General features: G+C 69.9%; 25 protein-coding genes, 1 tRNA gene and 2 pseudogenes. 19 read left to right on the forward strand and 9 right to left on the reverse strand.

Features of this window, described 5'->3' with window-relative positions:
* Positions 1 to 40: 40 nt before the first annotated feature.
* Positions 41 to 1,396 (reverse strand): sensor histidine kinase, encoded by a 1,356-nt coding sequence (locus tag G5C60_RS36075; protein ID WP_165265754.1) that lies wholly within the window; start codon positions 1,394 to 1,396, stop codon positions 41 to 43.
* Between the two features lie 273 nt (positions 1,397 to 1,669).
* On the reverse strand, positions 1,670 to 2,866 hold the full coding sequence (locus tag G5C60_RS36080; protein WP_165265756.1) for a sensor histidine kinase: 1,197 nt from the start codon (positions 2,864 to 2,866) through the stop codon (positions 1,670 to 1,672).
* Positions 2,867 to 3,167: 301 nt separating this feature from the next.
* Here G5C60_RS36080 and G5C60_RS36085 point away from each other — a divergent pair, with 301 nt between their 5' ends.
* From G5C60_RS36085 to G5C60_RS36145, 13 genes are all read left to right on the forward strand, one after another.
* On the forward strand, positions 3,168 to 3,590 hold the full coding sequence (locus G5C60_RS36085; RefSeq protein ID WP_165265758.1) for an NADH-quinone oxidoreductase subunit A: 423 nt from the start codon (positions 3,168 to 3,170) through the stop codon (positions 3,588 to 3,590).
* Entirely contained in the window at positions 3,581 to 4,231 is a 651-nt protein-coding gene (locus tag G5C60_RS36090; protein WP_165265760.1) for an NADH-quinone oxidoreductase subunit B, read from the forward strand. Before G5C60_RS36085 ends, G5C60_RS36090 begins: the two co-directional genes overlap by 10 nt.
* Positions 4,228 to 5,505 carry an NADH-quinone oxidoreductase subunit C gene (locus G5C60_RS36095; RefSeq protein WP_165265762.1) on the forward strand — a complete coding sequence of 426 codons (1,278 nt, stop codon included), beginning with the start codon at positions 4,228 to 4,230 and terminating at the stop codon, positions 5,503 to 5,505. Before G5C60_RS36090 ends, G5C60_RS36095 begins: the two co-directional genes overlap by 4 nt.
* The gene (locus G5C60_RS36100; protein ID WP_165265764.1) at positions 5,502 to 6,470 is read left to right on the forward strand and encodes an NADH-quinone oxidoreductase subunit H; all 969 of its coding nucleotides are present in this window, start codon (positions 5,502 to 5,504) and stop codon (positions 6,468 to 6,470) included. Before G5C60_RS36095 ends, G5C60_RS36100 begins: the two co-directional genes overlap by 4 nt.
* 2 nt (positions 6,471 to 6,472) lie before the next feature.
* Entirely contained in the window at positions 6,473 to 7,162 is a 690-nt protein-coding gene (locus tag G5C60_RS36105) for a NuoI/complex I 23 kDa subunit family protein (RefSeq protein ID WP_165265766.1), read from the forward strand.
* A complete protein-coding gene (locus tag G5C60_RS36110; protein WP_165265768.1) occupies positions 7,159 to 7,803 on the forward strand; it encodes an NADH-quinone oxidoreductase subunit J family protein in 645 nt (214 codons plus the stop codon). Before G5C60_RS36105 ends, G5C60_RS36110 begins: the two co-directional genes overlap by 4 nt.
* Positions 7,803 to 8,198: an NADH-quinone oxidoreductase subunit NuoK gene (gene nuoK, locus G5C60_RS36115; RefSeq protein WP_165265770.1), complete on the forward strand. Its 396-nt coding sequence runs from the start codon at positions 7,803 to 7,805 to the stop codon at positions 8,196 to 8,198. The genes G5C60_RS36110 and nuoK overlap by 1 nt, the downstream gene beginning before the upstream one ends.
* Positions 8,195 to 10,189 carry an NADH-quinone oxidoreductase subunit L gene (locus tag G5C60_RS36120; protein WP_165265772.1) on the forward strand — a complete coding sequence of 665 codons (1,995 nt, stop codon included), beginning with the start codon at positions 8,195 to 8,197 and terminating at the stop codon, positions 10,187 to 10,189. Before nuoK ends, G5C60_RS36120 begins: the two co-directional genes overlap by 4 nt.
* A gap of 6 nt (positions 10,190 to 10,195) precedes the next feature.
* Positions 10,196 to 11,776 carry an NADH-quinone oxidoreductase subunit M gene (locus G5C60_RS36125; protein WP_165265774.1) on the forward strand — a complete coding sequence of 527 codons (1,581 nt, stop codon included), beginning with the start codon at positions 10,196 to 10,198 and terminating at the stop codon, positions 11,774 to 11,776.
* Positions 11,773 to 13,296, forward strand: a complete 1,524-nt coding sequence (locus G5C60_RS36130) for an NADH-quinone oxidoreductase subunit N (protein WP_165265776.1) — start codon at positions 11,773 to 11,775, stop codon at positions 13,294 to 13,296. The genes G5C60_RS36125 and G5C60_RS36130 overlap by 4 nt, the downstream gene beginning before the upstream one ends.
* A 261-nt stretch (positions 13,297 to 13,557) precedes the next feature.
* On the forward strand, positions 13,558 to 14,421 hold the full coding sequence (gene htpX / locus G5C60_RS36135; RefSeq protein ID WP_165265778.1) for a zinc metalloprotease HtpX: 864 nt from the start codon (positions 13,558 to 13,560) through the stop codon (positions 14,419 to 14,421).
* Entirely contained in the window at positions 14,418 to 14,813 is a 396-nt protein-coding gene (locus G5C60_RS36140; RefSeq protein ID WP_165265780.1) for a YccF domain-containing protein, read from the forward strand. The genes htpX and G5C60_RS36140 overlap by 4 nt, the downstream gene beginning before the upstream one ends.
* A gap of 12 nt (positions 14,814 to 14,825) precedes the next feature.
* Positions 14,826 to 15,959, forward strand: a complete 1,134-nt coding sequence (locus G5C60_RS36145; protein WP_165265782.1) for a barstar family protein — start codon at positions 14,826 to 14,828, stop codon at positions 15,957 to 15,959.
* A 122-nt stretch (positions 15,960 to 16,081) separates the two neighbouring features.
* Here G5C60_RS36145 and G5C60_RS36150 read toward each other — a convergent pair whose 3' ends face one another.
* On the reverse strand, positions 16,082 to 17,437 hold the full coding sequence (locus tag G5C60_RS36150) for an APC family permease (protein ID WP_165265784.1): 1,356 nt from the start codon (positions 17,435 to 17,437) through the stop codon (positions 16,082 to 16,084).
* 227 nt (positions 17,438 to 17,664) lie between these two features.
* Here G5C60_RS36150 and G5C60_RS36155 point away from each other — a divergent pair, with 227 nt between their 5' ends.
* On the forward strand, positions 17,665 to 17,931 hold the full coding sequence (locus tag G5C60_RS36155) for a GlsB/YeaQ/YmgE family stress response membrane protein (protein ID WP_165265787.1): 267 nt from the start codon (positions 17,665 to 17,667) through the stop codon (positions 17,929 to 17,931).
* Between the two features lie 88 nt (positions 17,932 to 18,019).
* Here G5C60_RS36155 and G5C60_RS36160 read toward each other — a convergent pair whose 3' ends face one another.
* Entirely contained in the window at positions 18,020 to 18,508 is a 489-nt protein-coding gene (locus G5C60_RS36160) for a YajQ family cyclic di-GMP-binding protein (protein ID WP_165265789.1), read from the reverse strand.
* Positions 18,509 to 18,710: 202 nt separating this feature from the next.
* On the opposite strand from G5C60_RS36160, the gene G5C60_RS36165 reads away from it, so the two are divergent.
* Positions 18,711 to 18,792, forward strand: a tRNA-Tyr gene (locus G5C60_RS36165).
* Positions 18,793 to 19,005: 213 nt separating this feature from the next.
* Positions 19,006 to 19,392, forward strand: coding sequence for a hypothetical protein (locus tag G5C60_RS36170; RefSeq protein ID WP_165265791.1), 387 nt, complete (start codon positions 19,006 to 19,008; stop codon positions 19,390 to 19,392).
* An 82-nt stretch (positions 19,393 to 19,474) separates the two neighbouring features.
* Here the strand turns inward: G5C60_RS36170 and G5C60_RS54340 are convergent, their stop codons facing one another.
* The gene (locus tag G5C60_RS54340) at positions 19,475 to 19,609 is read right to left on the reverse strand and encodes a hypothetical protein (protein WP_420907444.1); all 135 of its coding nucleotides are present in this window, start codon (positions 19,607 to 19,609) and stop codon (positions 19,475 to 19,477) included.
* 262 nt (positions 19,610 to 19,871) lie between these two features.
* Here G5C60_RS54340 and G5C60_RS36180 point away from each other — a divergent pair.
* Positions 19,872 to 20,354 (forward strand): annotated as a pseudogene (locus tag G5C60_RS36180) (YdcF family protein); the annotation flags it as partial.
* Between the two features lie 52 nt (positions 20,355 to 20,406).
* Here the strand turns inward: G5C60_RS36180 and G5C60_RS36185 are convergent.
* Positions 20,407 to 20,901: a GNAT family N-acetyltransferase gene (locus G5C60_RS36185; protein WP_165265795.1), complete on the reverse strand. Its 495-nt coding sequence runs from the start codon at positions 20,899 to 20,901 to the stop codon at positions 20,407 to 20,409.
* A 466-nt stretch (positions 20,902 to 21,367) separates the two neighbouring features.
* Here G5C60_RS36185 and G5C60_RS36190 point away from each other — a divergent pair, with 466 nt between their 5' ends.
* The gene (locus tag G5C60_RS36190; protein WP_165265797.1) at positions 21,368 to 21,580 is read left to right on the forward strand and encodes a hypothetical protein; all 213 of its coding nucleotides are present in this window, start codon (positions 21,368 to 21,370) and stop codon (positions 21,578 to 21,580) included.
* Between the two features lie 74 nt (positions 21,581 to 21,654).
* Here G5C60_RS36190 and G5C60_RS36195 read toward each other — a convergent pair whose 3' ends face one another.
* Positions 21,655 to 22,032, reverse strand: a complete 378-nt coding sequence (locus tag G5C60_RS36195; RefSeq protein WP_338146033.1) for a nuclear transport factor 2 family protein — start codon at positions 22,030 to 22,032, stop codon at positions 21,655 to 21,657.
* A 108-nt stretch (positions 22,033 to 22,140) separates the two neighbouring features.
* Positions 22,141 to 22,797 (reverse strand): SDR family oxidoreductase, encoded by a 657-nt coding sequence (locus G5C60_RS36200; protein WP_165265799.1) that lies wholly within the window; start codon positions 22,795 to 22,797, stop codon positions 22,141 to 22,143.
* Positions 22,798 to 22,946: 149 nt separating this feature from the next.
* On the opposite strand from G5C60_RS36200, the gene G5C60_RS36205 reads away from it, so the two are divergent.
* Entirely contained in the window at positions 22,947 to 23,987 is a 1,041-nt protein-coding gene (locus G5C60_RS36205; protein ID WP_165265801.1) for a hypothetical protein, read from the forward strand.
* 225 nt (positions 23,988 to 24,212) lie between these two features.
* Here the strand turns inward: G5C60_RS36205 and G5C60_RS52555 are convergent.
* Positions 24,213 to 24,312: pseudogene (locus G5C60_RS52555) on the reverse strand (ABC transporter permease); the annotation flags it as partial.

Here is a 24,312-nt window from a genome sequence, read left to right on the forward strand (position 1 = left end):
GGGCGGGGCTGGGGAAAAGAACCCCTCCCCCCCGCGCGCGTCACCCCCTCCAGGGCAGCTCCGCCGTGATGCGGGTCGGGCCGGCGACCGGAGAGTCGACGACCAGGATGCCGTCGACCGCGCCGAGACGTTCCGTGAGGCCGGCGAGGCCGGAGCCGGTCGAGGCGTCCGCCCCGCCGACGCCGTTGTCGACGACCTGAAGCATGAGCCGGTTCTCGACCCGCCAGACGTCGACGTACGCCCGCGTCGCCCGGGAGTGCTTGCTGACGTTCTGGAGGAGTTCGGAGACGGTGAAGTACGCGATGCCCTCGATGGCGGGCGCCGGCCGGGACGGCAGATCCACCTCGACCTGAACCGGGACCGTGCAGCGGGAGGCCACCGCGGACAGGGCGGCGTCGAGCCCCCGGTCGGTGAGGATGGCGGGGTGGATGCCCCGGGCCAGGTCGCGCAGTTCCTGGAGCGCCGTCTTCACCTCGCCGTGCGCCTCGCCCACCATCCGCGCCGCCGTCTGCGGATCCTCCGCCAGCTTCTCCTTGGCCAGACCCAGATCCATGGCCAGCGCGACCAGCCGCGCCTGCGCCCCGTCGTGCAGATCCCGCTCGATACGCCGCAGGTCGGCGGCCGCCGTGTCGATGACGACCCCCCGGTCCGACTCCAGCTCCACGACCCGCGTCGCGAGCCGCGAAGGCCCGAGCAGCCCGCCCACCAGCAACCGGTCCACCGACGTCAGCGCCCGCACGACCCACGGGGTGGCCAGCGTGAACAGCAGCCCCACCAGTGCCGTCACCGTGATCTCGAAGGGGTTGTCCAGGTAGATCTGGTGCACCTCGTCCCCGTACAGCTGAAGTCCGTCCGGTCCACCGGACATCGGAAAGACCCAGAACCACAGCGGATACGTCAGCATCGCCCAGCCGTACGCCCAGAAGCTGATGGCCACCGAGAACGCGAACACGGCCCACGGGAAGTGCAGCACCGCGTACAGCAGATGCCGCCAGGACGCCCCGCTCTTCAGCGTCGCGCCCATCCACCCCATCGCGCCCTGCTTCCGGACCCGAAGCGGTTCCGGCGCCGCGACGTCCAGGCCCAGCAGCCCGCGCGCCCGTGCCCGCTCCAGCGCGCCGAACCCGCGGCAGCCCGCGAGCGCCGCGGCGAGCACCGGGATGCCGAGAAACGTGATCAGCAGGCCCGCGCCCAGCGACACCATCGTGATGGCGAAGGTGAACATCAGGATGCTGACCGGCAGGCTCAGCATCAGATACCCGAACTCTCGCCAGCTGCGCGCCTCGATCGGCGCCCGCAGCGCGGCCGGGAGCCGGTGCCGCCGCTCCCCGACGCCCTCCCCGAGGAATCCGGGCCCCCCGTTTCGCCCGTATCCCTGTCCGTACTCCGTCGCCATGGCCGTTGTCCGTTTCTACTCGTCTTCTACTCGTCCGCTGTCGTACCTCCACCCTCCTCGGGGCGAGGCCCGCGGACCATGGAGTAGGTCGGCGTCTTCGGGCGGGGGTTTTCCCTACCTCCGGGGATGTACCTCCGGGGAGGTACCTCGGAGGTGGCACGGGGTGGTGCGGGGTGGTGCGAGGCCGTCGAGACAGGCTGTCGCACGACTGCCGGCCGTACGACTCGCAGTCGTAGGCCGGCAGTCGTACGGCAGGGACAGGCAGTCGGCCGTCTATCTCCGCGTCGGCTCGTCCGTCCGGTCCCGCCAGGGGAGTTCCGCCGTGATCGTCGTCGGGCCGCCCACGGGGGACTCGATGACGAACAGGCCGTCCACCGCGCCGAGCCGGTCCGCGAGGCCCGCCATCCCGGTGCCGCCGTCGAGGGAGGCGCCGCCGCGGCCGTCGTCCCAGACCTGGATGAGCAGGCGGTCGTCCGAGCGCCAGACGTCGACGGAGGCGGTCCGCGCCCCGCTGTGCTTGCTGACGTTCTGGAGGAGCTCGGAGACCGTGAAGTACGCGATGCCCTCGATGGCCGCGGCGGGGCGCGTCGGGAGGTCGGCCGTCACCTTCACCGGGACCGTGCAGCGGGAGGAGACTGAGGACAGGGCGGCGTCCAGGCCGCGGTCGGTGAGGACCGCGGGGTGGATGCCCCGGGCCAGGTCGCGCAGTTCCTGGAGCGCCAGCTTCACCTCGCCGTGTGCCTCGTCGACCATGGTGGCGGCCGCGTCGGGGTCCTCCAGGAGCTTCTCCTTGGCCAGGCCGAGCCCCATCGCGAGGTTGACGAGGCGGGCCTGCGCCCCGTCGTGCAGGTCCCGTTCGATGCGCCGCAGGTCGGCCGCGGCCGTGTCGACGACCACCCCACGGTCCGACTCCAGCTCCGCGATACGCCGCTCCAGCTCGTCGGAGGGAGACAGCAGCCCGCGGACCATCGCCCGGTCCGCGTTGGCGAGCCCGCGCGCGATGAACGGCAGCACCGGCCACAGCACGAACAGCGAGACCAGCGTGATGGTGAAGGTCAGAATGCCCCAGGGCAACCGCATGAAGTCGTACAGCACCGTCCGCCAGCCCACCGGATCCTTCAGCGCCATCCACAGCCCGGGGAGGAACCCGCCCCGGCCCCGCCACGGCAGCCGGCTCGGCTCGTCCACCCGCACCCCGAGCAGCCCCCTGGCCCGGGCCCGCTCCAGCTTGCCCAGCAGACGCGCGCCCATCAGCCCGGCTGCGAGCAGTGGAAGACCGATCACCGTCACGGTCAGGAAGACGCCGGTGGACAGCACCGTCACCACGTAGGTGAAACCGATCAGCGACACCGGCAGGTTCGCCAGGAGATGCGCGATCTCCTTCCAGGTGTGCCGGTCGTAGGCGAAGCGCGCGGGCGGCGGCCGGTCGCCGCCGCTCGTGGTGTCGGTGGCGAGGATGGGTTCGGTCATAACCGCTAGCGTGCCGGGCCGTGGGCCGTAGCGCCATGAGGTGGACCGGCCAGGGTCCACTGGGGAAAACCCCACCCTCGGGGCGCTCGTGGAACACCCGCCGGATACTGCCGGGCGCCTCTTGGCCACCTCCGCGCATGCCAACGCGTGACGGGCTGCTTACCGTTTCTTTAGCAGGGCCTAGACTCCGGTGCGTACAGATCGTCGAGCACGGCGCATTACACGGCGCATCACACCGCGCACACCAGGGCGCGCACGCGGTCATACGAGGTCATACGAGGTCAGGGAGCGAGGGGCGGACGTGCCGGAACCGACCAGGGGCACGGAAACCGGGGCCGCCGGGATCACGGTCGCGGCGGACTACTTCCAGTCCTACTCGGTCGTCGGACTGCTCGCCGTGGTCGGCGTGCTGTTCGTCGCCGTCGCCTTCGGGGCCGGGCGCCTGCTGCGGCCCGTCGTCCCGACGCCCGAGAAGCTCCTGACGTACGAGTGCGGAGTCGACCCCGTCGGCGAGGGCTGGGCCCACACCCAGGTCCGCTACTACGTCTACGCCTTCCTCTACGTGATCTTCGCCGTCGACTCGATCTTCCTCTTCCCCTGGGCGACGGTCTTCGCCGCGCCGGGCTACGGGGCGACGACGCTCGTGGAGATGTTCATCTTCCTCGGCTTCCTGGCCGTGGGACTGCTCTACGCATACAAGAAGGGCGTCCTCACATGGACGTGACCCAGCCCGAGCCCGTGTCCGAGCCGGGGCCTGTGCTGCTTCCGGAGCCGAAGCGCCTGGGTGCGCTCGCGCGTCTGGCCCCCGAGCCGATGAAGGTGGTCCTGAACTGGGGCCGCCGCTACAGCCTGTGGGTCTTCAACTTCGGCCTCGCCTGCTGCGCCATCGAGTTCATCGCCGCCTCCATGGCCCGGCACGACTTCATCCGCCTGGGAGTGATTCCGTTCGCTCCGGGGCCGCGCCAGGCCGACCTGATGGTGGTGTCGGGCACGGTGACGGACAAGATGGCGCCCGCGGTGAAGCGGCTGTACGAACAGATGCCCGAGCCGAAGTACGTCATCTCCTTCGGCGCCTGCTCCAACTGCGGCGGCCCGTACTGGGACTCGTACTCCGTGACCAAGGGCGTCGACCAGATCATCCCGGTCGATGTATACGTCCCGGGGTGCCCGCCGCGCCCCGAAGCGCTGCTCCAGGGCATCCTCAAGCTCCAGGAGAAGATCGCCCGGGAATCGCTGGGGGAGCGGTACGGGTCCGGTTACGGGTCCGATCGGTACGGGCCCACCGGTGCCCGGCCTTCCGCGGGGGCGCTGCAGAGCGGGCTGGTGCAGCCACCGGGTCCGGCCGGGGAGGAGGGCGAGCGGTGACTGGCTGGCTGCCCGCCCCTGTGGAGGAGCTCTTCGGTACGGAGGCCACGGCCGAGGAGTCGTACGAGGTCCTGACCGTCGACGTACCGCCCACCGCCTGGATCTCCGCCCTGGAGACCGCGCGCGGCGAGCTGGGCTGCACGTACTTCGACTGGCTGAGCGCCGTCGACGAACCCGGCACGGGTTTCCGCGTCTCGGCCCATGTGGTCGCGCTCGCGCCGGTGCGCCGCCTTCTCGTACGGACCACCGTCCCGCACGACGCCCCCGTACTCCCTTCCGCCGTCGACGTCTACGCGGGCGCCGCCTGGCACGAACGCGAGACCCACGAGATGTTCGGCGTCACCTTCGAGGGCCACCCGGGGCTCGCGCCGCTGCTCCTCCCGGACGGCTTCGAGGGCCACCCCCTGCGCAAGGACTTCGTCCTGGCGGCCCGTGTCGTCAAGGCCTGGCCGGGCGCCAAGGAACCGGGGGAGTCGGAGCACGGCGGGCCGAAGCGCCGCCAGATGCTGCCGCCGGGCGTCCCCGACCCGAACGAGTGGGGCCCGCTGAAAGGTCAGCTTCCGCCTGCTCCGGCCCGCCCTGCCCGTGGCGCGGGGCGCGCGGCAGGCGAACGGCCGGCGCGGCGGGCTCGTACGGCGGGAGAGGGCTCGGCCAGTCAGGCTCCGGCAGCGGAAGGCACGTCCGCAGCCGGTACGGGTGCAGCGGGTACGGGTGCCGCCGGCGCTGCCGGGGAGGGCAGGACCGCCGCGCCGCGTCGGGCTCACAGCGCGGGCGAGGGCTCGGCGACTCAGCGGGCGGAGGGGGCCGAGCCGGGCACGGCGAGTGGTCCGGCTTCGGGGGGTGCTCCGGCGTCGGGTGCCGAAACGCCGCCCGCGTCGCCGCGTCGCGCCCGCACCGCCGGTGAGGGCTCGGCGTCGCAGCGCGAGGCACCCGCCGCACCGGCCGACGAACCCGGCGGCGAGCAGCCCAGCGGTGGGCGGCCCGGCAGCGAGCAGCCCGGAGGCGCGCAGGAAGGCGGCGAGCGGCCCGGCCGCCCGGCGCGTCCCCGCAGCACGGACGCGCCCTGGCATCACGCACGCCCCGCCTTCGAGGACACCGAGCGGAAGCCGCCCACCGAGGAGCCGCTCTCGCCCGAGGAGCCGCAACCGGCCGACGTACCTCCCAAGGCTCCGGAACCCTCCGAGGCCGCCGAAGCCGGCCCCACCGACGACAACGCCCCAGCCACCGACGACTCTCCAGCCGCCGATGACAACCCCCCAGGAGGCCCGCAGTGAACGACGCGCTCGACGTCGCCCTGCGACTCCTGATCGTCTTCGTCGTGTTCCTCACCTTTCCGCTGATCGTCGGTCAGACGGAGCACAAGGTGATGGCCCATATGCAGGGCCGCCTCGGCCCCATGTACGCGGGCGGCTTCCACGGCTGGGCCCAACTCGTCGCAGACGGCGTGAAGTTCGCCCAGAAGGAAGACGTCGTCCCGGCGGGCGCGGACCGCCGTATCTTCCAGCTGGCTCCCGCCGTCGCCCTCCTCCCGTACCTTCTCGTCCTCCTCGCCATCCCCATCGGCCCGGGCGAAGGTGCCGTCGGCGAGGTCATCGACGCGGGCATCTTCTTCGTCCTCGCCGTGATGGGCGTGGGCGTCCTCGGCTCGCTCATGGCGGGCTGGGCCTCGGCCAACAAGTTCTCCCTCCTCGGCGGCCTCCGCACCGCCGCCCAGCTCCTCGCGTACGAACTCCCGATGCTCCTCACCGCGGCCTCGGTCGCGATGGCCGCGGGCACGGTCTCGCTCCCCGGCATCGTCGACGCCTTCGAGTGGTGGTGGCTGCCCTGGCAGATCGTCGGCGCGCTCGTCTTCTTCGTGGCCGGCCTCGCCGAACTCCAGCGCCCTCCCTTCGACATGCCCGTCGCCGACTCGGAGATCATCTTCGGCGCGTACACCGAGTACACCGGCCTGCGTTTCGCTCTCTTCCTCCTCGCCGAGTACGCCGGAATCATCGTCCTGTGCGGTCTGACCACCGTCCTTTTCCTGGGCGGCTGGCACGGCCCGTGGGGTGCCGACGGCCTCGGCTGGGTCTGGACCCTGCTGAAGACCGCGATCCTCGCCTTCGTCGTGATCTGGCTGCGCGTCACCTATCCCCGGCTCCGCGAGGACCAGCTCCAGAAACTCTCCTGGACCCTCCTCGTCCCCCTCTCCCTCGCCCAGATCGCCCTCACCGGCGTCGTGAAGGTGGTGATCCAGTAACCATGGCCTCCGTTCCTGGCTCCGGCCTGGCCAAGGGCCTCGCCGTCACTCTCCGGACGATGACGAAGCGCGCGCACACCGCGCAGTACCCGGATGCCCAGCCCAGCCTCCCGCCCCGCAGCCGCGGCGTCATCGGCCTCTTCGAGGAGAACTGCACGGTCTGCATGCTGTGCGCCCGCGAGTGCCCGGACTGGTGCATCTACATCGACTCCCACAAGGAGACGGTCCCGCCCGCCGCCCCGGGCGGCCGCGAGCGCAGCCGCAACGTCCTCGACCGCTTCGCCATCGACTTCGCCCTGTGCATGTACTGCGGTATCTGCATCGAGGTGTGTCCTTTCGACGCACTGTTCTGGTCTCCGGAGTTCGAGTACGCGGAGACCGACATCCACGAACTCACCCACGAACGCGACAAGCTCCGCGAGTGGATGTGGACCGTCCCGGCCCCACCAGCCCTCGACCCCGCCGCCGAGGAACCCAAGGAACTCGCCGCCGCCCGCAAGACCGCCGACAAGCTCGCCGCCCAGCAGGAGGCCGCGGTCGCCGAGCAGCCCACGGCCTCGAGCGGGACCGTGCCGCACGCGGACGAGCAGGCCCGTGCCGCCGAGGAGCCCACCCGGCCGATGGGGGAGTCCAAGCAGCAGACCGACCAGCCCGGGCGCGACACGCAGGACCGGCAGGAGGGCCAGGCATGACCCTCGCCGCAGCCACCATGGCGGCACACTCCACGACCACCGCCGCCGAGACCCACGGCTTCCTCTCCCCGACCGGCGTCGAGATCGCCTTCCTCCTCGTCGGCGTCGTCACCCTTGGCGCGGCCGTCGTCACCGTCACCACCAGGCAACTGGTGCACGCCGCCCTGTGGCTGGTCGTGGCGCTCGGCGGCCTCGCTGTCGAATACCTCCTGCTCACCGCCGAGTTCATCGCCTGGGTGCAGGTCCTCATCTATGTGGGTTCCGTCGTCGTACTCCTCCTCTTCGGTCTGATGCTCACCAAGGCGCCCATCGGCCGCTCCCCGGACGCCGACTCCGGCAACCGCTGGGCCGCCCTGACCGTCGCGATCGCCGCGGCCGCCGCCCTCGTCTGGGTCGTCGTCGACGCCTTCCGGACGACCTGGATCGACCTGGACGGCGCCGCCGCCGGTTCCACCGCTGTCACCGGCGCGAGCCTCTTCCAGAGCTGGGTGCTCCCCTTCGAGGCCCTCTCGGTCCTGCTGCTCGCCGCCCTGGTCGGCGCGATCGTCCTCTCCCGCAAGGCAGCCGCCGCCAACCGGTCCGCGGGCACGGCCACCCCCGACGAGCAGCCCTCGCGCCCGGACAAGGAAGGCGCCCGCTGATGCATCTCGCCTATCCCGCCGTACTCTCCGCCCTCCTCTTCTGCACGGGCCTGTACGGAGTCCTCGCGCGCCGCAACGCGATCCTGGTCCTGATGTCCGTCGAGCTGATGCTCAATGCCGTCAATCTCAACCTGGTCGCCTTCGACGTCTGGCTCAGCAAGACCGCCCAGGACACCCTGCACTCCGGCCAGGCCCTGACCCTGTTCACCATCGCCATCGCCGCCGCCGAGATCGGCATCGGCCTGGCGATCGTCCTCGCCGTCTACCGCAACCGCGGCACCTCGGACATCGACAAGCTCCGCGACACCGCCGAGACGGACGACGGTGACGACAGCGACGACGCCCCCGAATCCGCCGCGCCCACGGCGGCCGAGAAGGCCGAGGCCACCGCGTGACCACCACGACCCTCGCCGTCCTCGTCCCCCTCCTTCCGTTCCTGGGCGCCGCGGCCGGCCTGCTCCTGGGCCGCACCGCCCCCGGTTTCGTACGGCCCCTCGCCGTCCTGCCCTCCGTGGCCGCCCTGGCGTTCGCCGCCCTCGTCGCCGTACGCCAGGGCGGCGACCAGGCCATCGACGCCGCCACCGAACTCACCCCGACCGGCTCGGTCCCCATCGAACTCGCCCTGCACATCGACGGCTTCGCCGCCCTCACCGCCGTCCTGGTCGGCGTCGTCGCCTCCTGCGTGCAGATCTACTCGACGGGCTATCTGCGCGACGACCCGCGCTACCCCTCGTACGCCGCTCTCGTCTCCCTCTTCACCTCCGCGATGCTGCTCGTCGTCTACTCCGGCGACCTGATCGTGCTCCTGGTCGGCTGGGAGATCATGGGCATCTGCTCGTACTTCCTCGTCGGCCACTACTGGGAGACCCCGGAGGCACGCGCCGCGTCCCTGAAGGCCTTCCTGGTCACCAAGCTCGGCGACGTCCCCTTTCTGATCGGTCTGTTCGCGCTCGCCGCCGACGCCAGTTCCTTCCGCATCAGGACCGTCCTCGGCACGGTCGTGAGCGGCGGACTCGACCACCCGACGCTGATCGCCCTGCTGCTCCTCGCCGGTGTGGCGGGCAAGTCGGCGCAGTTCCCGCTGCACACCTGGCTGCCCGACGCGATGGCGGGCCCCACACCCGTCTCCGCGCTGATCCACGCCGCGACGATGGTCGCCGCCGGTGTCTACTTCATCGCCCGGCTCCTCCCGGTGTTCGCCGCCTCCTCGGCCGCGCTGCTCGTCCTCGCCGTCATGGCCGCCGTCACGATGGCCGGTTCGGCGCTCGCCGCGCTCGCCCAAGACGACATCAAGCGGGTCCTCGCCTACTCGACGATCGGCCAGCTCGGCTACATGACCGGCGCCCTCGCCGTCGGCGACCGTGGTGCCGCCGTCTTCCACCTCCTCTCGCACGGCGCCTTCAAGGCGCTGCTGTTCCTCGCCGCGGGCGTGATCATCCACGCCGCCGGCACCAACTCGCTGGCCGCCATGTCCCGCATGAAGGACCTGCGCGCCCGCGTCCCTGACGCCTACTGGACGATGACCGTGGCGCTCCTCGCCCTCGCCGCGATCCCTCCCTTCAGCGGCTTCTTCTCCAAGGAGGGCGTGCTGGGCGCCGCCGAGCACGCAGCCACCGGCCACGCCGAGCACGTCCCCGGTGCGGCGGGCTGGGTCGTCCTCGTCGCCGGCCTGGTCACGGCCCTGCTCACCGCCGCGTACGCGATGCGCCTGTGGCTGCTGGCCTTCCGCGGCCATGGCACCGAGGCACCCGATCACGGCAGGCAGCCCATCACCATGAACGCCGTGCTGTGGGTGCTCGCCGTCCCGTCGCTGGCCTTCGGACTCACCACCGGCCTGCTGCCCGACTGGTTCGACGGACGCGACCTGACCCCGACCCTCGCCACCTCTGTCCTCGGCACGGGGGTCGCCCTCGTCGGCGGCATCGTCACCTACGGCGCCTGGCGGCACACCACCGCGATGGCAGCACGCGTACCGCTGGGTGCGGTCGCGGCTCACCCCGAAGGCGACGCCGGACTCGTCGAGGCCGAAGCCATCGCCAGCCATGCGCCCGCCTACGGAAACGTGGCCTACGCCCCCGACCCGGCGGACCCCGGTCGCCTGCTCCTGGGCCCGCTGCACCGCCACGCGGCCGTCGGTTTCCACCTGGACGCCGTCTACGCGGCCCTCTTCGTCCGCCCGGTCCAGGCCGGAGCCACACTCGTCCGGTTCCTCGACCGCGAGGTCGTCGACACCTACGTACGCGGCGCGGGCGCGCTGCCCCGCCTGCTCGGCGCGGCCGTCCGGCGTGCCCAGACCGGCAATGTGCAGACCTATGTGAGCGCGCTGCTCGCCGGCACCGTCGTCCTGGCGGTCGCCGCCCTCCTCGTCGCCACCGCGGGAGCGTGAGCAGGCGTGATCGATATCAACGAGTCCGTGATGCAGTTCCTTCTGGCGTTCATCGTCGTCGGCCCGCTCCTCGGCGCCGCCGCCGCTCTCCTGCCCGCCCCGCCCGGACTGAAGGGGAAGTCGCCCGACCAGGCCGTACTGCGGCACGGCGTGACCGTCACCGGCGCCGTACTCATCGCCGCTATCGTCCTCGCGCTCGGCTTCGACCACGACCAGCCGTCGAAGATGCAGGCCACGACGGACATCAGCTGGATCCCCGCACTCGACGTGCGGATCCACCTCGGCACCGACGGCATTTCCCTCCCCCTTCTGGTCCTCACCGCGCTGCTGACCTTCCTCTGCGCGCTGTACTCCTACTTCAAGATGCCCTCGGGCCCGACCCCGAAGGCCTTTGTCGCACTGCTGCTCGTCCTCGAGTCCGGCACCCTCGCGACCTTCGCCGTCCTCGACCTTCTGCTGTTCTTCCTCGCGTTCGAGATGGTGCTCATCCCGATGTACTTCCTCATCGCCCGCTGGGGCGGTGAACAACGGCAGGCCGCCGCCTGGAAGTTCATCCTCTACACACTGCTCGGTTCCGTCGTCATGCTGCTGGGCCTGCTCCTCGTCGGGCTCGAGTCCGGCACATTCGACATGATGGCACTCGCCACTGACAACGGCCGGTCACTGACCGCATCCGTGCAGGTCATCGCCGTTTTGGCGATCGGGATCGGGCTCGCGGTCAAGACCCCGATGTGGCCGCTGCACAGCTGGCTGCCGGACGCACACACCGCCGCGCCGACCGTCGGCTCGGTCCTGCTGGCCGGTGTCCTGCTGAAGATGGGTACATACGGGTTCGTCCGCATTCTGCTGCCGATCACACCTGACGGCTTCCGCACCTTCGCGCCCTACCTCGCTGCCTTCGCCGTCGTCGGGATCATCTACGGATCCCTCGCCTGCCTCGCCCTCGCCAAGCAGGGTGCGAAGGGCGACCTCAAGCGCCTCATCGCGTACTCCTCCGTCGGCCACATGGGCTTCGTACTCCTCGGCATCGCGACGATGACACCGACCGGCGTGAACGGCGCGCTGTTCGCGAACATCGCCCACGGCCTCATCACCGGCCTGCTGTTCTTCCTGGTCGGAGCGCTCAAGGACCGTACGGGCACGACCGACCTCGACACGCTCGCGGAGAAGACCGGCGCCGCCCTCTACGGCAAGGCCCCGCGCCTCGGCGGCCTCCTCGCCTTCGCTGCCGTCGCCTCGCTCGGGCTGCCGGGCCTCGCCGGCTTCTGGGGCGAAATGCTGACCCTGTTCGGCGCGTTCGAGCCCGCCGACGAACTCAGCCGACCCGCGTTCCTGACCTTCATGGCGATCGCCGCGTTCGGCACCCTGCTCACTGCCGCGTACATGCTCATCGTCGTACGCCGCGTCTGCATGGGCGAAGTCCCGCCGGAACAGGAGAGCCCGAAGCTCGCCGACGTCCAGACATATGAGTTCGCCGCCTGGACCCCGCTCGTCGCCCTCACCGTCGTCGCCGGACTCTGGCCGAAGACACTCCTCGGCCTGACCGACCCGGCCGTGCAGCAGCTCCTCGCAGGAGGCAACCGATGAGCTCCCAGGCCCAGCCTCTGGCCGAGTCCGTCGTCCAGTCCGTCGACTGGCTCGCGATCGCACCCCCCACCATCGCGGCGGTCGTCGGCCTCGTGGTGCTCGTCGCCGACCTCTTCGTGGGCGACGCCAAGAAGGCGCTGCTCGGCTGGCTCTCCGTCGCGGGACTCGCCGCGTCCGCGCTGATGCTGCTGCCCCTCCTGGACGGGGACCGCTCCACCTTCTGCCTGACCGGCGACGCGAACGTCTGCAGCTATACGGCGGACCAATTCACGCTCGTCATCCAGCTCCTGGTCCTCGGCGGAGCCCTCCTCGCGGCCCTTCTCTCGGTCACCGCCCTCAAGGACGCCAACAGAGAACTCCCCGAAGGGGAGTTCTGGTTCCTGCTGCTCTCCTCGGCCGCCGGCGCCGCCCTGCTGCCCGCCTCCCGCGATCTGGCGACCCTGATCGTCGCCCTGGAAGTCGCCTCGCTGCCCGCCTTCGCCCTCGTCGGCATCAAGCGCGGCGACAGGAAGTCCTCCGAAGCGGCCCTGAAGTTCTTCCTGTCCTCGGTCACCGCGACCGCCGTGAGCCTCATGGGCGTCAGCTTCGTGTACGCGTCGACCGGCACCCTGTACCTCACCGAGATCGCCACCGGGATCCAGGACGTCGACGGACAACTCCACACGCTCGCCCAGGCAGGCGTCGTCCTCACCCTCGTCGGCTTCGCCTTCAAGACGGCCGCCGTGCCCTTCCACTTCTGGGTGCCCGACACCTACGTAGGGGCACCCTTGCCGGTCGCCGCCTACTTGTCCGTCGTCGGCAAAGCGGTCGGCTTCTCCGGGCTGATCCTCGTCACCGTGATCGCCCTCCCGTCGTACGCGGACGTCTGGGGACCGGCCCTCGCCGCCCTCGCCGCGCTCACCATGACGATCGGCAACGTCGGCGCCCTGCGGCAGCAGGCCACACGCGCGTACAGCGCGGTCCGCCTGCTCGCCTGGTCCTCCGTCGGCCAGGCCGGCTACCTCCTGGTGCCGATCGCCGCCGCCGCGTACACCGAGGACGCCGAGAAGGCCATCGGCTCCACCGTCGCGTACGCCCTGATGTACGCCGCCGTGAACCTCGGCGCCTTCGCCGTGGCCGCCCTCGTGGCCCGTACGAAGCCGCTCAACCGCATCAGCGACTACCGCGGCCTGTACGCCTCACGCCCCCTCACCGCGCTCGTCCTGGGCTTCTTCCTGCTCTGCCTCGCGGGCCTGCCGCCGGGCATCATCGGCCTCTTCGCAAAAGTCACCGTGTTCTCGGCGGCCGTGGACGCGGGCCTCGGCTGGCTCGCCGTGGTCATGGCCGTCAACGTCGTCATCGCGCTCTTCTACTACCTCCAGTGGACGACGCTCCTTTTCCGAGCCCCCGAAGGGGAGCCCGAAACGCACCGCGTCCCCGCCCCGCTGACCGCCGCGATCGCACTGACCGCGGTCCTGGGAATCGCCCTCTCCGGAGCACCCCAGCTGGTCCTGCGCTTCTCGGACACCGGGCTTTTCTGAGCCGCGACACACGCCCCTTCGGAGCCACTGACGGCATCCGGCACGCGCGCGTGGGACACCCGAACGGCACGCGCGCGTGCGGGGCGTCGCCGCACTCACCCGGACGGACCACCCGCGCCCCCGCGCGCACAAGGGAACTAGTGCTTCCCGCCTGGCGTTGACCAGTACGGGAGGGTCCACTGGACCGTGGAATCACGGAATCAGTGACGACAGAGATCAGCAAGCAAAGGGTTCCCCTGCCGCACACTTGGAGGGCGTACCGTGCACCGCCGGCACAACGGGCTCAGGACCGCCGTACTCCTCGGGGGACTGTCCGCACTCATCATCGTCATCGGCAGCTTCTTCGGACGTATGGGCCTCGTCGTCGCGCTGCTCATCGCGATCGGCACGAACGCGTACGCGTACTGGAACAGCGACAAGCTGGCGCTACGCGCGATGCGCGCCCGCCCGGTGAGCGAGTTCGAGGCCCCAGCCCTCTACAAGATGGTCCGCGAACTCTCCACCCAGGCCCGCCAGCCCATGCCCCGCCTGTACATCTCACCGACCGAGGCACCGAACGCGTTCGCGACGGGCCGCAACCCGCGCAACGCGGCCGTGTGCTGCACCGACGGCATCCTGCGGATCCTGGACGAGCGTGAATTGCGCGGCGTCATCAGCCACGAGCTGAGCCACGTCTACAACCGCGACATCCTGATCTCGTCCGTCGCGGGCGCTCTCGCCTCCGTGATCATGTTCCTGGTCAACTTCGCCTGGCTGATCCCGATCGGCCGCTCCGACGACGACGAGGGCCCCGGCATCCTCGGCATGCTGCTGATCATGATCCTGGGCCCACTCGCCGCGTCCCTGATCCAGCTCGCCATCAGCCGCTCCCGGGAGTACGAGGCCGACGCGTCCGGCGCCCAGCTCACCGGTGACCCGCTGGCCCTCGCCAGCGCCCTGCGCAAGCTCGAGGCGGGCACGAAACAGCTGCCGCTGCCCCCCGAGCCACGCATCGAGACCGCAAGCCACATGATGATCGCGAATCCATTCCGTCCGGGCCAGGGGATTTCCAGGATGTTCTCCACGCATCCGCCGATGGCGGAGCGCATTGCCCGGCTCGAGCAGATGGCAGGTCACCACCAGTGAAGACAATCCTGAACGTCATATGGCTCGTCCTGAGCGGCTTCTGGCTGTTCCTCGGCTACGTGTTCGCGGGCGTGCTGCTCTGCCTCACTGTCATTGGCATCCCGTTCGGCGTCGCGGCATTCCGTATCGGCGTCTACGCCCTGTGGCCGTTCGGCTATACGACGGTCGAGCGCCGCGATGCGGGCGCGCCTTCCCTCATCGGCAACATCCTGTGGCTGGTCCTCGCGGGCTGGTGGCTCGCCCTTGCCCACATCGTCACCGGTGTTCTCCAGTTCATCACGGTCATCGGCATCCCTCTGGGGATCGCCAACTTCAAGCTGATACCGGTTTCGCTGGTCCCCTTGGGGCGCGAAATCGTGCGTACGGACCAGCCGTTCGCGTCGCGCGTGTAGAGCGGCACGGAGGTGCGGCAGCCGAGGTACACCCTGGCGGCGTATGACATCGACGCCGAGGGCGACGACGTCTGGGCCCTGTGCGCGGACGCCGAGAACCTCTTCGGCGATCCGCGGCCTCCCGCGCGCGGGACGTACGAGCTGCTGGGCTGCGCACCCGAAGGGGAGTTGAGTACCGCCCTCACGCGCGCGCGTGCCGATGGTTCGGCGCCGCTCGGCTTTCTCGCACTGCAGATCCTCGACAAGAAGGGCGATCGGGTCGACGAGTGGTGCCTGGAGGACGTACGCGTCCTCAGCGACCGCCCCTGCGCGCGTGACCTGTCGCTGCTCGACATCACGATCGAGGCGAGAGAGTCCCCGCACAACGCGTACGACTATCCGCAATGCCCGCCTCTCTCACCGGGCTACCGGCTGCTCGGCGCGGAGGACGAAGCACGGGGCAGCTGCCGGGACCTGGCATACGCCCAGAACGGCCGGCCGGACCTCGTCGAACCGTCCGTGCGGCTGCTCGGCTGTTCCCCGCGAGGAGCCCTGCGTACGGCGTTGGACGCGGGCGAGGAGGACCTCGGGCACGCCAAGCTGATCCGCCTCGACGCATCCGGCCGCACCATTCAGCCCGCCGTGGAGGGAGAGCTCATCGCCTGGATCCCATCCGGCCGCGGTCTGGTGGACCTCACCCTTGAACCGTGGTCCGAGCGGCCGCCCACCGCGGCCCAGGAGGTCTGGGAACTGTGGGACGACGGGCGCCCGGCCGTGCCCAACTCCTGGGCGCGGTGCGGCACGGAGGGACGCCGCTACTGGCTCGACACGGTGCGCGACAACCACGTCGCGCGCAATCCCGACGCGGCGCCCGGTGCCACGTACCACCTCGACGGCCGTCACATCACCGACGAGCCAGGCTTCTTCTGCTCCCTCGGCGAGGCGGTGAACGGACCCGGGGGCTACTTCGGCTGGGGTCTCGACGCGCTGGCCGACTGCCTCTGCGGCGGCTGGGGCGCTCGGAGGCCCTTCACCCTGGTCTGGCACGACGCGGAGGTCGCCCGCAGCTGCCTCGGCCTCACCCCGCGTACCGGCAACCGGCCGCGGACCTTCGAGGAACTCCTCGAATTCCTTGCGGACATAGGCATCGACGTCCGCCTGGCCTGAGGCTGCGTCCTTCCACTCCGCCTCGCCTGACGCTGCGTCCCTGCACTCCGCTCGTTCGCGTCAGAGGGAGACCCGTCTGCGTCAGAGGGAGACCTGTTCGCGTCAGCGGGTGACCGTTCGCGTCAGCGAGAGACCCGCCCGTTCTGGCGTGAGACCAGCCACTTCCGCACTCCGTACGCAGCCGCCCCCACTCCCAGCACACCCATGCCCACAATCACCGACACTCCGGGCAAGGCGAACGCCAGCGTGACGCACCCGGCGGCCCCCACCGCCGGTCCCACGCGCGCCACAAAGGCCGAACTGAGCGTCCAGGCCGAGGCGTTGGCGATCGCGTAGTACACGAGCACACCGAAGGAGGAGAAGCCGATGGCGCCCCGCACATCCACCGTCGCGGCCAGCGCGGCGACCACCGCGCCGACGGCCAGCTCAGCCCGGTGGGGCACCTGGAAGCGCGGATGCACGGCGGCCAGCGTGCCCGGGAGATGCCGGTCGCGGGCCATGGCCAGCGTCGTCCGCGACACTCCGAGGATCAGCGCGAGGAGCGAGCCGAGCGCGGCCACGGCGGCACCGACCCGTACGACCGGAACGAGCCCCGGCACACCCGCCGCCCGTACCGCGTCGGCCAACGGCGCCGTCGCCTGCCCGAGCCCGTCCGACCCCAGCACGGAAAGGACAGCCACCGCCACAGCCGCGTACACGAGCAGCGTGATGCCCAGCGCGAGCGGGATCGCACGCGGGATGGTGCGTGCCGGATCCCGTACCTCCTCGCCGAGCGTCGCGATCCGCGCGTACCCGGCGAAGGCGAAGAACAGCAGGCCGGCCGCCTGAAGCAGGCCGCCCGCGCCCCCGGAGACTCCCACGTCGAGCCGCCCGGCATCGGCGTCTCCGGAGGAGAGGCACACGACCACCACGGAAGCGAGGACCGCGAGGACCACCGCCACGATCGCCCGCGTCAGCCACGCGGATTTCTGCACACCGCCGTAGTTCACGGCGGTCAGCGCCACCACGGCCCCGACCGCCACCGCGTGTGCCTGCCCCGGCCAGACGTACGCGCCCACGGTGAGCGCCATCGCCGCACACGAGGAGGTCTTGCCGACGACAAACGACCAGCCCGCCAGATACCCCCAGAACTCCCCGAGCCGCTCCCGCCCGTAGACGTAAGTCCCGCCCGACGCGGGATACAGGGCGGCAAGGCGCGCCGACGACATCGCATTGCAGTAGGCGACGACGGCGGCGACGCCCAGGCCGAGGAGCAGCCCGGACCCGGCCGCGTGCGCCGCGGGTCCCAGCGCGGCGAAGATCCCGGCGCCGATCATCGACCCGAGTCCGATGACCACGGCGTCCCCGACACCGAGCGTCCGCCGCAACTCCGATGCGGGCTGGGGCGAGCCGGGCCGGGGCGAGCCGGGCTGTCCCGCGCGGGACGCTCCCGAACCGGACGGCGATGAGCTCGGTCGGCCGGAATCGAACTGGTTCATGAGCGGCACCCTACTGATCAGTGCAACCGGCCGATGCCGCTCGGGCGTCCTACCCAGCAACAACGCACGAACAACGGCAAGAATCCCAGCACAGGCGAAGCCGCGAACAACAGCAAAGAGCGGCATCAATACAGCCTGGCGGGGGCAAGATCACAGCGCGGGTACAGCGCGGGTACAGCGCGCGTACAGCACAGCACGGGCACAGCACGGAGAGGCAGGTTCACGGCATGGGCATCATCAGCTGGATCATTCTGGGGCTGCTGGCCGGCGCCATCGCCAAGTTCCTGCTGCCGGGCCGCGACCCTGGCGGCTTTATCGGTACGACCCTCATCGGCATCGCGGGCGCGTTCATCGGCGGCTGGATATCCGCCCGCTGGCTGGACCACCCCATCAGCAAGCAGTTCTACGACGGCGCCACCTGGACGGCCGCGATCGGCGGCTCACTCGTCCTGCTGGTCGCCTACCGCATCATGTTCGGCAACTCGCGCAACTGACGCACACCCCTGAGACCGCAGCCAGCAGGCGGGAAGGGTGGGCACCCGACGGTGCCCACCCTTTTCCGTACGCGCAACACGCGTGATGTCACCGGTAGTTCACGAACTGCAGCGCGAAGTCGAAGTCCTGGCCCTTGAGCAGCGCGATCACGGCCTGCAAGTCGTCGCGGTTCTTCGAGCTGACCCGCAGCTCGTCGCCCTGCACCTGCGCCTTGACGCCCTTGGGGCCCTCGTCGCGAATGATCTTCGCCACCTTCTTCGCGTTCTCCTGGGAGATGCCCTCCTCGATCGAGGCGAAGATCTTGTACTCCTTGCCGGAGAGCTGCGGCTCGCCCGCGTCCAGGGCCTTCAGCGAGATACCGCGCTTGACCAGCTTGGACTGGAAGACGTCGAGGATGGCCTTGACCCGCTCCTCGGAGTTCGCCTCCATAAGGATCTTCTCGCCGGACCAGGAGATGGCGGCGCCCACGTTCTTGAAGTCGTAGCGCTGCGAGATTTCCTTGGCGGCCTGGTTGAGGGCGTTGTCGACCTCCTGCCGCTCGACCTTCGAGACGATGTCGAAACTGGAGTCGGCCATGTCCTGTGGCTCCTTGTATCGGGGTGCGTAGTGGCGGCCGCCGAACCCTGCATCGGTCCCGGCCGCATCCGCATAAGCCTAGCCACCCCCCACCCTCCGAGCGCCGATCAATCGGGTGGCGAAGCACCCCTGGGCATCGGGTATCGTTTACGTCGTTGCCACGGAGCACCGCCGAAAGGCGGTTCGAAGGGCAGCAACCCCCGGCGGTGTGCCCGAGCGGCCAAAGGGAGCAGACTGTAAATCTGCCGGCTCAGCCTTCCCAGGTTCGAATCCTGGCGCCGCCACACGAAAACAAAGGGCCCGTGGCCTGCGGTTTCCGCAGGCCACGGGCCCTTTGTCGTGCGCTCTCGTGACGGTCGTACTGTCTCCCCCTGTCTCGCATTCGAACGCCCCGTCTCGAAGTGCGTGGACGAGACGTGGACGGGCTCTCGGGCCCCTGGAGCGCCCGGCAGAACGCGGCCCTGGCCGTGGGCCGAGCAGGCCCCTACGATCCCTGGGTGATTCTCAAGTGGGCGGGCTTCGCGGCATTCGCGGTGACGGTGGCGGGTCTCGCGTGGGGGATATCGGGTCTTGTGGGTGGATCATGCCCCGAGGGCGTCAACCGCTGTGCTGCCCCGCCGGGCACGGGTAAGTATTTCGCCGCCACGATGATCTCTGGGTTCGCGGTCTTCGCAGGGTTCTTCCCTGCCATCCGCACGGAAGACTGGCGCCCTGCTCTCGGTCTTCTGTTGGGAGCGGTCGTCGGCGCGGGGATAGCACTGTGGCAAGGCCAGTCGCTGGGCTACTGGATTCTCGCGGGCACCCTGCTCGTCGTAGCCAGCGCCATCGTCCTCGGCGTGCGCGCCATGTTCCGAAGCTTCTACGCCGAGACTCGGGCAGTTTGACAACGCGGGGGAGCCAGCCCGTCCGGCGGTCTGGGAACCGCCGGCGGGAGCGGTCGCTCCCCCGCTTTTGTGCAGGAACCTCTTACTGGTGCTGCCTCAGCCGGGCGGAGATCTTGGCGTTCGCGGCCTCGTCTCCGTCGCTGAGGAACTTGGCGTACACCCGGAAGAGGACGCCGACACTGTGGTCGGCGCGCTTGGCCACGAGCTGGGGTTCCACGCCTGAGCTGAGCCATGTGGACACTGCCGCGTGGCGAAGATCATAGGACGTTTGGCCAGCGACGATTCGCACTGCGCGGGTGTCAGGGTCCGCGATCGCGCTACTGCCCAGACTTCGCCGTAACCGGAGTCCTGGACCAGCCCGCCGCGCTGTGTGCGGAACAGACGCCCATCTGGGGCCACGCCGTAAGCCGTGACGTGCCACCGCAGCAGCGCGACCAGTTCGGACGGGATGGGGACCGGTCGGACCGCCTTTCGCGGCTGGTGCTTCAGCCCACTACCGGGACCGCGCCGTTGAGTTGGGCGTACCGGCGGACGCCATCCTTGTCGAGCCGCGGGCCCGCAACACCGGCCAGAACATCACGCTGTCTCACGCTCTCCTTGAAGAGCGCGGGATCAGCGTTTCGTCCGCGCTTCTCGTCAGCAAGCCGTACGAGGAACGGCGGGCGTATGCCACCGCTCGGAAGCTGTGGCCGGAAGTCGAATTCGTCAGCGCGTCCACTCCCATGACGCTCCCCGAATACGTCGACTCGATCCAGGACGCACGCCTTGTCATCGACATGCTTGTCGGGTCACTGCAACGACTGCTGATCTACCCCGCACAGGGATTCATCGTCGCGCAGGACGTGCCCGATGAGGTGATCCACGTGTACGAGCGGCTCGCGTCCCGTGGCTTCACGAGCCGGCTCGTTCCCGAGACCGCCGAGAGTGCGCCCGGTGCTGTCGGAGCGCCCGGTCCCCCGTGATCTCGGGGGCTGTGAGCCAGGGCCTTTCAAGATCAGGACGACGCTGCAAGGTCTATGGCTGGAGGTCGCGCTGGTACCAAGTGCCTGACTTGCCGCCGAGATCGGCCGGGGTGGCAGGGCCAACCGGGACGAACCCGGCCTTGGCCAAGACTTTCTGGGACGCGGCGTTGTCGTGGGAGGTGGCCGCCCGCAGTGTGCGCAGGCTGTGCCTCGCGGTCGCCATCCGGCACAGCTCCCGGACGGTCGCGGTCGCCACGCCGCGGCCGGCGACCCGCTCCGCGACCCGGTAGCCGAGTCTGGCAGCGCCGTCCTCCAAGTCGTACAGGTTGAACCTGCCGAGTACCGAGCCGTCCTGGGCGACGAGCACGTAGAAGGCGCAGATGCCGGCCTCCTGCTCGGCCAGCGAGGCGTTGTACCGGTCGGTGAACTGGTCGAAGAAGTCGTCGCCGCGGTCGGGGATCGAGGCAGCGAAGTAGCTGCGGTTCGCCAGCTCGAAGGCCAGGACCGCCGGGGCGTGGCCGGCATGCAGCCGCTTCAGCTCGGGCATTGCCCGACTCTACCCAGATCGTGCGCTGAGGCCACCTGAGTTTTCGCCAGTGGCAGACAGCCCCAACATCAGGGCGCATAACGATCGACGGCTGGATTATTAGAACTGGATTATTAGAACTTGCGCTCAATCCCAGCGTTAGCTTCCCGGATGAAGTCGATGGACTGCTGAATCATCTTTTCGAGATGGCTTCGTTGGGCCGGTCGATCAGTCCATCGTTCGCATACCTTGCGAGCGATCTTGTTCTTGTCCGGCGTGGGACGTGAACGACTGATGCCGGCCATTCTCTATGTGGGCGATCGAGATTGAGCAGAGGGCGCGCGAGATCGCGGCTGCGTTCCATGCTGCTCTGCATGGTCTCCGACTGCGCTCTCGTGACGGCCCGCTGGCCGTGGTGGGGACCCGTGCCGCAAGTGGGCGCGCGAGTCGCAACGCGCGCCCCCTTCGGCTTCGTACGCTGGGTCGTATGCCCTCACGCCGCAGGAACTGCCCAGAGTGCCGTCGCGAGATCGCCGTCGTCGCCGGGCGGTTCGCGCGGCACGACCCGCCGGGGGCGCGCGAGAGCGGGCGGCTCTTGTCGTGTCCCGGTTCGCGCAGGCAGGCGCAGCTCGGGGCGGTCCAGCCGGGACTGGACGAGTACACCGTGCCGGAGTTCCCCGGCCAGCTTCCCCTCTTCTGATCGGTCCTGCTGACCCGCCCTTCTGACCGGCCCCGCCCGTCTGAGCCAGACGTCAGCCAGACCTCAGCCAGAGGTCAGGAAACCGGCCGTACGTCCATACGGCTCACCAAACCGTCCGGACCGAAGCGGTACACGTGCTCGACCGGCTCCTCCGCCCAGTGATCGCCCGCGTCGTCCCGCAGTCCCGGACGCACGGTGGCGACCACCCGGTGCCCGTCCTCGTCGAGGCGCAGCCCTTCCAGCCGTACGAGAGGGTGCGCGGCCTCGAACTGCGCCGCCCAGTAGGCGCGTACCTCGTCGTGGCCGTGCAGCCGCACCCCGTCGGCGACGTTCGGCCAGTCCACGTCCGGGGCCAGGCAGTGCGGGACGAACGCGTCGCGCTCATCGGTGCTGAAGACCTCGTACATCTTCCGCAGCAGGGTCTCCTGCGCGGCGGGAACCTCGGCGGGCACGGCAACTCCTCGGCTCGGGTTCGTGGGACGTTCCAGCCAACCACCGGCCCGCGCCCGCCGCCGCCCCTTGCGTCGAGAGCGAACAGAACGGGGCAGACGCCCGCCCCCTCAGTTCCCCGCCACCGACTTCACCGCGACAGAAATCGGCGCCGACCCGCTGATCAGTTCCAGCGTCAGCCCGGCCGTCGCAGGAGTGTCCAAAAGCTCCGCGAGGACGGCCGCGACGTCATCGCGCGGGATGGGCCCGCGCCCGGTGGACGCCTCCAGGCGTACGAGACCGGTGCCGGCGTCGTTCGTCAGCATCCCGGGGCGCAGGATCGTCCAGTCCAGGCTCTTGAAAGCTCGTATGTACGCGTCGGCCTCGCCCTTGGCGCGCAAGTACACATCGAAGACGTCGTCCCCCGGGTGCGCCGGATCCGCGCCCATCGACGACACCACTACGTACCGCCGCACCCCGGCCTGTACCGCCGCGTCCGCGAAGAGGACGGCGGCGCCCCGGTCCACGGTGTCCTTGCGGGCCGCGCCGCTGCCCGGACCCGCGCCCGCCGCGAAGACGGCTGCGTCGGCGCCCTGCAGATGCGCGGCGACCTCCTCGACCGAGGCCGACTCCAGATCGCACAGGACCGGCTCGGCGCCGGCCGCCCGCAGATCGTCGCCCTGCTCGGGTCGGCGGATGATGCCCGCGACCTCGTCACCGCGCGCGGCGAGCAGCCGCTCCAGCCGCAGCGCGATCTGACCATGACCTCCAGCGATGACAATGCGCATGTCTCCGACCGTACGCCCGGCCGACGACACTCGCCGCACAACCCTGTGGATAACTCACGAGTCTCATGAGCGATCACTGAGTACGCGAACGATCGCTGAGTCACGAGGGCGACGCCGCGCGGCGCCAAAAGGAGACCGTCATCATCGCCATGACCGCAACCATGACCGCCATACGCAAGCCCCTCACCGCCGCCGGTTGTGCCGCCGCCCTGCTCGCCGGCGCGGCCGCCTGCGGCACGGTGGAGAGCCTCACCGCGGGGCAGAAGGTCGACCAGGCAGTCGAGGGGCTCGGCGAACAGAAGTCTCTCTCCTTCGAGTTGGGGCTCCACGCCAAGCCGTCGGCGCTCACGAAGCTGGCCGGAGAGGCGGAGCCGGGCGAGGAAATGCCGCCCGAACTCGCGGAGTTCTTCGCCGGGATGCGCGTCAAGGTGTCCGTCGAGTCGAAGAAGCCGCTCGCCGACTCCGGTGAGAAGGACCTCGTCGGTGCGGGCGTGCAGGTCTCGGGGGCCGACGGCGTCCTGGCCGAGTACCGGGTCGTCGGCGACTTCACGTACTACCGCGCCGACATGAAGGCGCTCGGTGACGTGATGGGCGTCCCGTTCCCCACGGTCGACGAACTCCCCGAGAGCGAGAAGGAGCTCAAGAAGGTCCTCGAAGGCAAGTGGGTCAAGGTCGACAACAGTGAACTCGAACAGTCCGTAAAGGGCACCCCGGGCCTCGACGGGTCCGACGAGATCGACACCAAGACCCAGCAGAAGATCCTGAAGGCCGTACGCGGTGTCTTCGCGCGCGAGGTCACCTTCAGCAGCAAGGGCACGAGCGACGGCACCGAACGGATCGTCGCCAAGGCCTCGTTCCGCGACCTGCTCACGGGTGTCTTCGACAAGCTCCGGCCGCTGGCCGACGACCTCCCGAAGGGCACGGACCTGCCCACCGACAAGGACTTGAAGGACGCCCCGGACAAGAAGATCGCCGTCAACTTCTCCCTGAAGAACGGCGACTTGACCCGAGTCTCGGTCGACCTGGCCGCCCTCGCGGACGACGCGAAGGGTGCCCGGCTCCCGCTGGTTCTCACGTTCGGCAAGGCGTCCGACGTCAGCGCCCCGTCCGATGCCACCGAGGTGCCTGCGGGGGACTTCATGGGCCCGGGCAACCCGTTCACGGGCGGGATGCTGCTCGGCGGCTTCTGACGGCCGAAGCCCTCAGTGGCAAAGTCATCGGCGTCATCGGCACACGACCAAAGCCAGCTGTACCGCGGAGAAATCCATCCGACAGCTGAAAATCCATCGGCACAGCTGAAAACACGGTCACGCGCGCGTGGACCTCAAAAACATCTACGCGCGCGTGACCGCCAAAAACCCTGCACGCACGCGCAAAGCACGCGCAAACCCTCAACACCCCGACCCAGCGCGCCCGCCCCGCGCGGCGTCCTTCACGTCCGGGTCGACGGCGGTCATGCCCGCGTACGTGTTCGTCACGATCGCCGGGACGGCGAGGGCGACCAACGCGATGTAC

Origin of the sequence: Streptomyces scabichelini, from assembly GCF_011045015.1 — a bacterium.
Classification (GTDB): Bacteria; Actinomycetota; Actinomycetes; order Streptomycetales; family Streptomycetaceae; genus Streptomyces; species Streptomyces scabichelini.